General features: G+C 63.6%; 3 protein-coding genes and 1 riboswitch. Of the genes, 1 reads left to right on the top strand and 2 read right to left on the bottom strand.

What is annotated here, in order from left to right:
- On the top strand, nucleotides 1–276 hold a 276-nt coding region (locus WCE35_RS15135), incomplete at its 5' end, for an alpha/beta fold hydrolase (RefSeq protein WP_424594152.1).
- A 222-nt stretch (nucleotides 277–498) separates the two neighbouring features.
- Here WCE35_RS15135 and metW read toward each other — a convergent pair.
- Nucleotides 499–1,164, bottom strand: coding sequence for a methionine biosynthesis protein MetW (gene metW, locus WCE35_RS15130; RefSeq protein WP_424594151.1), 666 nt, complete (start codon nucleotides 1,162–1,164; stop codon nucleotides 499–501).
- A 1-nt stretch (nucleotide 1,165) separates the two neighbouring features.
- Nucleotides 1,166–2,368, bottom strand: a complete 1,203-nt coding sequence (gene metX / locus WCE35_RS15125; protein WP_424594150.1) for a homoserine O-acetyltransferase MetX — start codon at nucleotides 2,366–2,368, stop codon at nucleotides 1,166–1,168.
- A gap of 78 nt (nucleotides 2,369–2,446) precedes the next feature.
- Nucleotides 2,447–2,526, bottom strand: a riboswitch (SAM riboswitch).
- Nucleotides 2,527–2,604: the final 78 nt, after the last annotated feature.

The raw sequence follows: 2,604 nt of genomic DNA, 5'->3' as shown, positions 1-2,604 counted from the left end.
GGCCGGCCCTCGATCTACACCCTGACCGAGGCGATCCGGAAGGTGCCGACGCCGGCGCTGATTATCTGCGGCGACGAGGACGACAATTGCATCGAGCCGAGCATGTTCCTGAAAAAGCATCTGCCGGCCGCCGGCCTGGCGTTTTTCCCGAAATCCGGCCACGTGCTCAATCTCGAGGAACCGGCGCTGTTCAATGAAATGGTCGAGCGATTTATCGCGCTGGTGGAAGCCGGAAGATGGCCGGCGCGGGATCCCCGTTCGATGATGGCGGGGTAGAGAAACAACGGCGGTGGCCTCCCTCTCCCGCTTGCGGGGGAGGGCCGGGGTGGGGGTGCCTCGGCGAACGCCGACGCTTGTGGAGAGAGTTCCCCCACCCGCCGCGCTCTTCGAGCGCCATAGCCGAAGCTCTGCTTCGGCGTTCTTATCAAGGACGGCCGCCGATGGCGGCCTATGCTCCCCCGCAAGCGGGAGAGGTAAGGTCGAGTCCGCGGCCCGAGATCATTTCGCCTTCTCCGCCCGGCTCAGCAAAAACACCCCCTGCTCGCCGAACATGTTCCAGAACCACCAGGGCATGCTCAGCCGCAGCGGGCGGCCGTAGAGATCGAGCGCGACCGCGCGCTCCATCTTGACATTGATCTCGCCGCAGAGCTGCACGAAATCCTTGATGGTGCAGAAATGGATGTTCGGCGTGTCGTACCAGGTGGCGGGGAGGCTTTCGGTGCGCGGCATGTGGCCGCCGACCAGCAATTGCAGCCGCATCTTCCAGTAGCCGAAATTCGGAAAACTCACGATCGCGCGCCGCCCGATCCGCAGCAGATTTTCCAGCACCACCTTGGGCTGCCGCGTCGCCTGCAGCGTCTGCGACAGGATCACATAGTCGAAGGCATCGTCGGGATAATTGACGAGGTCGGTATCGGCGTCGCCCTGCACCACCGCGAGCCCCTTGGCGACGCAGCGGTTGACACCCTCGCGCGACAGCTCGATGCCGCGGCCGTCGATGCCGCGGCGCTCCAGCAGTTGCAGCAGGTCGCCGTCGCCGCAGCCAACGTCGAGCACCTTTGAGCCGCGATCGACCATCTCGGCGACCAGCAGATGATCGCTGCGGTAATTTTCGGTGCGGTGGGGAGTTATGCCCGGCAGCGGCAAGGTTTGTTGGACACTCATGTCAGCCGCCGCCGTTTCCCAGTCCGCGCGCGGTGCCCGCCGATTGCAGGAACGCCCGGGAGATATCGAAGAATTCGGGCACATCGAGCAGGAAGGCGTCGTGGCCGCGATCGGTCTCGATCTCGGCGAACGACACCCGCGCGCCCGAGGCGTTGAGCGCGTGCACCAAGGCGCGCGATTCCGACGTCGGGAACAGCCAGTCGCTGGTGAACGACACCACGCAGAACCGCGTCTTGATGCCGCGAAATGCCCGCGCCAGCACGCCATGATGGTCGGCGGCGATATCGAAATAGTCCATCGCCCGCGTCAGATACAGATAGCTGTTGGCGTCGAACCGCTCGACGAAGGATGAGCCCTGATAGCGCAGATAGCTCTCGACCTGGAAATCCGCGTCGAACGAGAACGTCGGCAAATCGCGGTCCTGCATCCGCCGGCCGAACTTGCGATGCAGGGCGGCATCCGAGAGATAGGTGATGTGGCCCGCCATCCGCGCGACGCCAAGCCCGCGATGCGGATGAGTGCCCTGTTCGAAATAGCGCCCGCCGCGCCAGTCGGGATCGGCCATCACCGCCTGCCGGCCAAGCTCATGGAATGCGATATTCTGCGCCGAATGGCGCGTACTGCAGGCAACGGCCAGCGACGAGAACACGCGGTCGGGACAGGCGGCGGTCCATTGCAGCGCCTGCATGCCCCCCATCGAGCCCCCGGTAACACACAGCAGCGTTTCAATGCCGAGGCGGTCGAGCAGCATGGCCTGCGCCCGCACCATGTCCGGTATCGTGATCACCGGAAAATCCAGTCCCCATACCTTTCCGGTGGCGGGATTGCTCGAGGCCGGTCCGGTCGAGCCCATGCAGCCGCCAATGACATTCGAACAGATGATGAAATATCGGTCGGTATCGAGCGGACGGCCGGAACCGACCATGATTTCCCACCAGCCGGGTTTGCCGGTCAGCGGGTGAGCGTTGGCGACATGCTGATCAAGCGTCAGCGCATGGCAGATCAGAATGGCGTTGGAGCGATCGGCGTTGAGCTCGCCATAGGTCTGATAGGCGATCTGGAACGGCGCCAGATCGACGCCGCAATCGAGCTTGAGCGGCTGATCCATGCCGAACTGCGCCACCGGCGAGGTCGGATGATCCGCCTCATGGGCGCGATCGTCGCTGTGGATCGAAGGGCCGGGTATCGGCTGCACGTTGGTCATCTCGGCACCGCCTCACGGAGGTCTCGAACAGAAATCAGGCCATAAAAAACCCGGCCTGAACAAAAGGTTCGGCCGGGATCACTTCTGTCCCCGGCCTGTTTAGCGAGTTGTTTAACGTGGCTGCAAGCCGGCCGGCTCAAATGACCACGGAATGGAACAAAGCTAGTCTCGCGCCGGCTTTTCGTCAAGGCAGAGGCCCATGGTTAATCGGACCGTGGACCTTATGGCGAGCGGAG

The organism is Bradyrhizobium sp., from assembly GCF_049691595.1.
GTDB lineage: Bacteria > Pseudomonadota > Alphaproteobacteria > Rhizobiales > Xanthobacteraceae > Bradyrhizobium.
This window is presented reverse-complemented; position numbering and strand designations above follow the sequence as displayed.